The organism is Cyanobium sp. LEGE 06143, from assembly GCF_015207535.1.
Lineage (GTDB): Bacteria > Cyanobacteriota > Cyanobacteriia > PCC-6307 > Cyanobiaceae > NIES-981.
On record NZ_JADEWP010000007.1, the window covers coordinates 19,708 to 27,375 of the forward strand.

7 protein-coding genes are annotated in these 7,668 nt (G+C 67.5%); 5 read left to right on the forward strand and 2 right to left on the reverse strand.

Going from position 1 to position 7,668, the window contains the following annotated elements; genetic code table 11:
• Positions 1 to 391 precede the first annotated feature (391 nt).
• The 4 genes from IQ216_RS01390 (at position 392) to IQ216_RS01405 (ending at position 5,936) form a co-directional block, all read left to right on the forward strand.
• Positions 392 to 1,381 (forward strand): 2-hydroxyacid dehydrogenase, encoded by a 990-nt coding sequence (locus IQ216_RS01390; RefSeq protein ID WP_370566551.1) that lies wholly within the window; start codon positions 392 to 394, stop codon positions 1,379 to 1,381.
• 100 nt (positions 1,382 to 1,481) lie between these two features.
• Positions 1,482 to 1,775 (forward strand): hypothetical protein, encoded by a 294-nt coding sequence (locus tag IQ216_RS14010; protein WP_228006998.1) that lies wholly within the window; start codon positions 1,482 to 1,484, stop codon positions 1,773 to 1,775.
• Between the two features lie 75 nt (positions 1,776 to 1,850).
• A complete protein-coding gene (locus IQ216_RS01400) occupies positions 1,851 to 4,124 on the forward strand; it encodes an FAD-dependent oxidoreductase (RefSeq protein WP_193814010.1) in 2,274 nt (757 codons plus the stop codon).
• A gap of 66 nt (positions 4,125 to 4,190) precedes the next feature.
• Positions 4,191 to 5,936, forward strand: a complete 1,746-nt coding sequence (locus tag IQ216_RS01405) for a mechanosensitive ion channel family protein (RefSeq protein WP_228007001.1) — start codon at positions 4,191 to 4,193, stop codon at positions 5,934 to 5,936.
• Here the strand turns inward: IQ216_RS01405 and IQ216_RS01410 are convergent.
• Together IQ216_RS01410 and IQ216_RS01415 are read right to left on the reverse strand one after the other, a co-directional pair.
• On the reverse strand, positions 5,915 to 6,769 hold the full coding sequence (locus tag IQ216_RS01410; protein ID WP_193814011.1) for a galactose mutarotase: 855 nt from the start codon (positions 6,767 to 6,769) through the stop codon (positions 5,915 to 5,917). The two genes, IQ216_RS01405 and IQ216_RS01410, sit on opposite strands and share 22 nt — an antisense overlap.
• 106 nt (positions 6,770 to 6,875) lie before the next feature.
• Positions 6,876 to 7,058, reverse strand: a complete 183-nt coding sequence (locus IQ216_RS01415; RefSeq protein WP_193814012.1) for a hypothetical protein — start codon at positions 7,056 to 7,058, stop codon at positions 6,876 to 6,878.
• A gap of 103 nt (positions 7,059 to 7,161) precedes the next feature.
• On the opposite strand from IQ216_RS01415, the gene IQ216_RS01420 reads away from it, so the two are divergent.
• On the forward strand, positions 7,162 to 7,668 hold a 507-nt coding region (locus IQ216_RS01420), incomplete at its 3' end, for a hypothetical protein (RefSeq protein ID WP_193814013.1).

Here is a 7,668-nt window from a genome sequence, read left to right on the forward strand (position 1 = left end):
GGGCGCTCCGGCCGGTCCTCCGCACCCCGGCGGCAGCCGAGCTGATCGTCCTTGCCGTGCAGCGGGTGGGCTATAAGGCCCCCGAGTCAAGCCGTTGTCTGGCGGCGCCTCGGTTCAGGAAGCATCTGTGTTCAGGGAGAGTCTGTGCTCACTGAGGGTCTGTGTTGCGGGGGATGTTGCCGTGGGGTCATTTCTGCGCTTGGCAAACAGAATCTAATGTTCATGGGAATCCGACCCTGAAGAGATCTCTGTGACACTTTCCATGGCTGAACATTTCCGGCTTTCCTGACGGGCCGGGGCCAGAGCCGGTGGGCTGACGAGGCGTGGCTAGAGTGATTCGGTCACAACCGTACTGCTCCCCACAATCTTCATGCAGAGGACGCAATGCTCTGTGGCTGTCTATGACACAAAGCCCTACGACCTGCTGCATCTGCCGGCGGCGGCTGGCCCTGATGTGGACCTGCGCTTTCTGAATTTTCGCCTGAGCGTCGACACGGCCGGCACCGCCGATGGGGCTCGGGCTGTGTGCGTGTTCGTCAATGACGCGATTGACAAGCACTGCCTTGAATCCCTGGCCAGCCGCGGCGTCGAGCTGGTGGCCCTGCGCTGCACCGGCTTCAACAACGTGGATCTCGAGGCGGCCCGCGATCTCGGTGTTGCCGTGACCCGCGTGCCCGTCTACTCCCCCAATGCCGTGGCCGAGCATGCCGTGGCTCTGCTGCTCACCCTCAATCGCCAGGTGCATCGTTCGTTCAACCGGGTGCGGGAACACAATTTCTCTCTGCAGGGCCTGGTGGGTTTTGATCTCAATGGCCGCACGGCGGGCATTGTGGGAACGGGCAAGATCGGGCGCATCCTGGCCAGGATCCTGCGGGGCTTCGGCATGGTGGTTGTGGCCTACGACCCCTATCCCGATCCGGCCTGGGCGGCCCGAGAGGGGATCACCTATGTGGATCCGATCACTCTCTCCAGCCTCAGCGATGTGATCTCCCTCCATGTTCCCCTGACAGCCGAAACCCATCACATCATTCGCCGAGAGACCATTGACTGCATGAAGCCCGGTGTGATCCTCGTGAATGTCAGCCGGGGTGGCCTGATTGATACCGTGGCCCTGATCGAAGGCCTGAAGTCCGGGCGCCTGGGTGGGGTGGCACTGGATGTCTATGAGGAGGAGGAAGGGGTGTTTTTCGAGGATCTTTCCGGAACGGTGTTGCAGGATGATCTGCTGGCACGGATGCTCACCTTCCCCAATGTGCTGATCACGGCGCACCAGGCGTTTCTGACCCATGAAGCCCTCAACGACATCGCTCGCATCACCGGTACGAATCTCCAGTCGCTGCTGCAGGGAGTCCCCTTCGTGGAGGGCTCCCTGCTCACTTAAGGAGCGCCTGAAGGTGTGGCCGTGTCCAGCGGCTGCATCCACGGCCGCACCCATAGGTTGAGAGTTCCGTCCTCCGCAACCGCCAAGGGCCCGTGGTCTGATGCCTGCTCTCTTCCAACCCCGTTCGCTGGCCCTGCTGATCGGCGGTGCCGCCTTGGGCCTGCTGCTCAACCATCTGCTGGCCGGGGCGGGTGTCGTGCCCGTCAGCAGCTGCCTGCCCCTGCGCGCCCTGCTCTGGCCAGGCGCTGCGGTGGTGGTCGCCGCTCTGCTGGCCCGGGCCGTGGTGGTGGTGGCCCGGCTGGGCATCCGGGTGGAGATCTTCACCCGCAGCCCGATCGACATCGGGACCCAGCGCCGGCCGATTCAGGCGGCGGTGACCAAAGTGCGACTCTGAGCCGAGCTCAGCGGAGCCCACGGCCCCGAATCCGCTCCAGCCCCCCGAAGGTAGAGAGGAAGACCGCCGGCTCCCATGACTCCCCCCTCAGAAGCCTCCTCCCCGGGCGACGACTCCCCTGAGCCGGAGCAGTCCGGCGGCCGCTGGCGCAAGCTCTCCCTGCTGGCCGCCATCGCCCTGGTGGTGGCCCTGTTCTTCGGGTTTGGCCTGCAGCGCTTCCTCACCCTCGAGGCCCTGCAGCAGGCCCAGGGTTCCCTGCAGGGGTGGCGTCAGCAGGCGCCCCTGAAGAGCGCCCTTGCCTACATGGCCGTGTACGTGGTGGTCACGGCCCTGTCGCTGCCGGGGGCGGCGGTGCTCACCCTCGCCGGCGGCGCCCTGTTCGGCCTCGGCCTCGGCACGCTGCTGGTGTCGTTCGCCTCCAGCGCCGGCGCCCTGCTGGCTTTCCTGTTGGCCCGCACCCTGCTGCGCGATCTGGTGCAGCGGCGCTTCGGGCGCCAACTCGCACCGATTGAAGCGGGGGTGCGGCGCGACGGCGTGCTCTACCTGCTCACCCTGCGCCTGGCGCCGGTGTTTCCCTTTTTCCTGGTGAACCTGCTGATGGCGCTTACCCCCATGCGGGCCGGGGCCTATTACCTCACCAGCCAGCTGGGCATGCTGCCGGGCACCCTGGTGTACGTGAACGCCGGTACCCAGCTGGCTCAGTTGCGCGGCCTCGACGGCATCCTGTCGCCGCCCCTGCTGCTCTCCTTCGCCCTGCTGGCCCTGTTCCCCTGGCTGGCCCGCGCCGCCACCGACCGCCTGGCCATCTGGCGGCTCTACCGCCCCTGGAACCGTCCGCGCCGCTTCGATCGCAACCTGATCGTGATCGGGGCCGGCGCCGCCGGGCTGGTGACGGCCTACATCGCCGCCACGGTGAAGGCCCGCGTCACCCTGATCGAAGCGGAGGCGATGGGCGGCGACTGCCTCAACACCGGCTGCGTGCCCAGCAAGGCCCTGATCGCCTCGGCGCGGCTGGCGGCCCGCATGCGCCGGGCAGATCGCTACGGCCTCAGGCCGGTGGAGCCGAGCCTCTCGGTGCGGCAGGTGCTGGAGCGGGTGGCGGCCAAGGTGGCCGCCGTGGCTCCCCACGACAGCGTGGAGCGCTACCAGGCCCTGGGGGTGGAAGTGGTGAAGGGCCATGCCCGCCTGGTGGATCCCTGGACCGTGGCGATCCACGGCCGGGATGGCCAGGAGCAGCGGCTCAGCGGACGCTCGATCGTGCTGGCCACCGGCGCCGCGCCGGTGCTGCCCGACCTGCCGGGGGCCTCGCAGGTGCCGCTGCTCAGCAGCGAAACTCTCTGGACCTGGCTGCGCCAGTGCCCCCTGGAGCGGCCACGCCTGGTGGTGCTGGGCGGTGGACCGATCGGCTGCGAGCTCTCCCAGGCCCTGGCCCAGCTGGGCCTGCCCGTGACCCTGATCCACCGCGGCGAACGGCTGCTGCGCAAGGAGGATGCCGACGTCGCCGAGGCGGTGCGCAGCGCCCTGGAAGCAGACGGCGTGCAGCTGCTGCTGCAGACCAGGGTTCTGGGCTTTGCCGCTGCTTCGCTCAGCGAGACCGCGCCCACCGGGTCAGCGACGACGGAGAACGCCGCCGCCGCCGCCCAGGTGCTGGTGGAGCACGAGGGAGCCAGCAGCTCGATTGCCTGCGATGCCGTGCTCTGCGCCCTGGGCCGCAAGGCCAGGCTGGAGGGCTACGGCCTCGAAGAGCTGGCCATCCCCACCGGTGACACGATCACCACCAACGACTACCTCCAGACCCTCTACCCCAACATCTATGCCGCCGGTGACGTGGCAGGCCCCTTCCAGTTCACCCACACCGCCTCCCATCAGGCCTGGTATGCCGCGGTGAATGCCCTGTTCGGCAGCGTGCGGCGCTTCAAGACCGACTACCGGGTGATCCCCCGCACCACCTTCACCGATCCGGAAGTGGCCACGGTGGGCCTCACCGAAACGGAGGCCTCGGCCCTGCAGATCCCTGTGGAGGTGACGCGTGTGCCCCTGCACGAGCTCGACCGGGCCATCGTGGAGAGCGCCGAGCGGGGCTTCGTGAAGGTGCTCACCGCCCCGGGCAAGGACACGATCCTGGGGGCCACGATCGTGGCCGAGCACGCCGGCGAGCTGCTGGCGGAGTTTGTGCTGGCGATGCGCTGGGGGCTTGGACTCAGCCGGATCTTCGGCACGATTCACGCCTACCCCACTTTCGCTGAGGTGAACAAGTACGCCGCCGGGGCCTGGAAGAAGGCCCGGGCACCCCAGCGGCTGCTGGGGCTGCTGGAGCGGTTCCACCGCTGGCGGCTCGGCACGCCTTGAAGCCGCCTCCAGTGGCCCAGATAATGGTGCATCGACCTGGGCCCTGAGCCCCCGAGCACCTTGGCCATGCGGCGTTGGTTCAGCTTGAAACAGCCGGGGCAGGCCTGGCGCTGGCTGAGCGGCTTGATGGTGGCCGTGCTCCTGGCGATCGGGCCGATGCACCAGGTGTCCCTGGCACAGCCGKCCCTGCAGACCCTGGCCAGTCAACAGCTCACTGCCCAGGCGAAGCAGGACACCGCCAAGCCAGACACCAAGAGCGCCGCCACGGACCCGGCAGACGATGCGGGGGCCTGGGTGATGCTGGATGGCCGCCGGGTGATCGAGATCAAGAGTGCCGCCGGCGCTCAGAACCCCAAGGACGTGGCCCGACGCATCACTGGGCATCTCCAGCGCCTGGTGCGTAACCCGGGTTTCCGGGCGGATCGGATCGTGGTGCGGGATCAGGATCCCTACGCCACGGTGGGGCTGCTCGCCCTTGACGGCAAGTTCCTGCCGGGCCTGGCCGTGGACGACCGGGCCGCCAAGCAGGCGGGCCTCAGCCGGCAGGAGCTGGCCGAGCGCTACCGCGACCAGATCCGCACCGCCGTGCGCGACTACCGGGTGCGCAACAGCCGGCGCTTCTGGATCGTCGGCACCCTGCTGGCGGTGTTGGTGCTGGGGGTGTATGTGCTGTGGGTGCGTTGGCAGCAACGGCTGCACAAGCGGCTGCTGCGCTGGCTGAGTCGCCGCAGCGTGGCGCTGGCGCCCAGGTTGAAGCTCGGGGAGCAGACCCTGGTCACCCCGGCCCAGACGATCGTGACCACGCGGTTGCTGCTCAACACGGCGCATTGGGGGGCGCTGCTGCTGATCAGCTGGCTGCTGATTCCGCTGCTGCTCAGCTTCTTCCCGCCCACCCAGGCCATGGCCGAGGGTCTGCGGGGCCAGCTGCTGACCTGGTTCATGCAGGTCGTGCGGGCCGTGCTCGGCCTGGTGCCAAACTTTTTCTGGATGGGTTTCATCGCAGTGTGCACCGCGCTGATGGTGCGACTCAGCAACTTCCTGTTCTCAGCCCTGCGGCGCGGCCGGCTGAAGATCTCCTGGTTCTACCGCGAGTGGGCGATTCCCACCTGCCGGATCGCCAACACCTTCATCGTGCTGGCGGGCCTGTTGTTCGCCTTCCCCTACATCCCTGGCTCCGACAGCCGGGCCTTCCAGGGAGCAGGCCTGCTGTTCGGTGTGCTGGCCGCCCTCGGCTCCAGCGCCGTAGCCACCAATGTGATCAGCGGCCTGATGCTGATCTACACCCGGGCCTTCCTGGAGGGCGATCGGGTGGAGATCAACGGCGTGATCGGACTGGTGCAGGAGCGGGCCCTGCTGGTGACCCGCATCCGCACCCCTCGCAACGAACTGGTGAGCATCCCCAATGCGGCGGTGATCACCTCATCGGTGGTGAACTACAGCTTCTCGAGGCGCGAGATCCGCAAGCCGGTGGCCGTCTGCACCACGGTGACCATCGGCTACGACGTGCCCTGGCGCCAGGTGCATGAGCTGATGATCAGTGCTGCGAAAAGTGTGGAAGGCATCAGCCGGGAAGAAGAACCGTTTGTACTGCAGACCAGCCTCAACGACTTCAACATCAGCTACGAACTCACCGCCAGCATCCGTGATTCCAAGAAATACCGTGAAACCCTCTCTCAGCTGCTCGGTGCGATTCAGGATCAGTTCGCCGACGCCAAGATCGAAATCCTCTCGCCTGGCTACCAGGCCATGCGTAACGGCAACCCGAGCACCCTGCCGCCGCCCCTGACCCCTCAGGACAACGCCACCCCATAGCGGCACTGCAGGCTGAGGCCATCGGCGGGGGGCACGTGCAGCAGCCGGTCGCCGCTGATCAGGGACAGGCGTGGGCCCGTCCAGGGCTCCAGGCACAGCATCGGCCGGGGCGGATCGCTCCAGATCACGGCCAGATCCCAGGGCGCCTGGGGCTCCAGGCTCACCCTGCAGCCTGTGGCCCCATCCACCAGGCTCACCGGCCCGCTGGGCCGCACCAGCAGATCCACCCCCTGCTCCAGCTGGGCCAGGGCCGCGGCGGTGGGCGCCTCCGCCATGCTGAGGTGGTCAAAACCCTGCTGGGGCAGGCCTTCCAGACGAACATCCGCGAGGCTGGTGACAGCCCAGTAGGGATGCAGCCCGAGGCTGAACGGCATCGGTGAGCTGCTCTGGTTCTCCACCCTGGCTGTGATCTCCAGCAGCCCGGGGGCGAGGCGGTAGTCGAGCTGCAGCCGGAACCGGAAGGGGAAGGCCTCCAGGGTGGTGGTGTCGTGTTCCAGGCTGAGGCTCACCCCCTGGCCATCGGCACGTTCAGCCAGCTGCCAGGGCCGGTCGCGGGCAAAGCCGTGCTGGCTCAGATGCACCAGTCCCTGGGGCAGGCGAACCGCATCGCTCGGCAGCCCGCCACAGATCGGAAACAGCACCGGGATGCCGCCACGCACCGAACAAGAGGGATCTGAGAAGCGCTCGGCATCGAAATAGAGCCAGTCGCGATCCAGGCTGCGCCAGCCCGTGACCAGTCCGCCCCGCTCAGGCACCACTTGCAGCACCTCGGCGCTGGAGCCATCCGTGAACTCCCAGTGGGGGTAGGGCTCCGTGTGCTGCGTGAGAGCCAAGTGTCAATTCAGAAGTCAGCTCCGGATCTTAATCCGGTTGATCGATCCATGGATCGACTGGCTCCAATGGATCAGTGTTGCTGGTGAATCGGATGTACTGGTTGATTCAGTTATGTTCGCGCAGGATCTCGGTGCAGGTGGTGACGCAGTCGCCGTCATCCACCGAGCAGGTGGTGATGCACTCGAAGTAGGCCTCTACTGGGTCATGGTCGGCAGTGGGGAATCCTGCGGCGGCGGCATGCTCACCACTGCGAGGGGTGACGGGAGCATTGGTGTGGGAGGCTGTCATGGCGCCTTGTGTGAGGGAACGTGCATATACCGTATGAACAGCACCTTCAGGTAGCAAGCAGAATGAGCAGGGATACCCATGGATTGATTGCGCGTTGTGAAGCATGGTGCTCCCGCTGGGTGTGAGCATTCCCGACGGCCCCGTGATCCTGAAGCTGGAGCGACGCAGCCGCAGCCAGGGCTCCGGCTTGGGCGCCGCCGAGCTTGACGGTGCCTGGCTGCTGAGCCGGCTCTGGAGCCGCCAGCAGGCCAGACCACTGGCAGCCGCGGCCCTGCTGCGCCCCCTGGCCGCCACCCTGGAGCTCCATCCCGGCAGCGATGGCGCCCTGGCCGTGACCAACAGTGTGCAGCTGGGCCGGCTGCAGCTCCGCTTTGACGKCGCCGGTGAACTGCGGGGGCGGCGGCCGCTGCTGCTGTTCTGGTTCGAGCGCCTGCAACTGCGCTGGGGGGAGCGGCTGCTGCTGCAGAAGGCACTGCAGCGCCCCGAGCCGCGGGCGCTGCCGTTCTTCGCCCTGATTGCCACGGGGCAGCAGGGCGATGGGGCCTGGCTGGTGGCCCGGGGCCGGGGCGGCGGACTGGCCCTGTGGCAGAAGGCGCCGCTCAGCAGATCC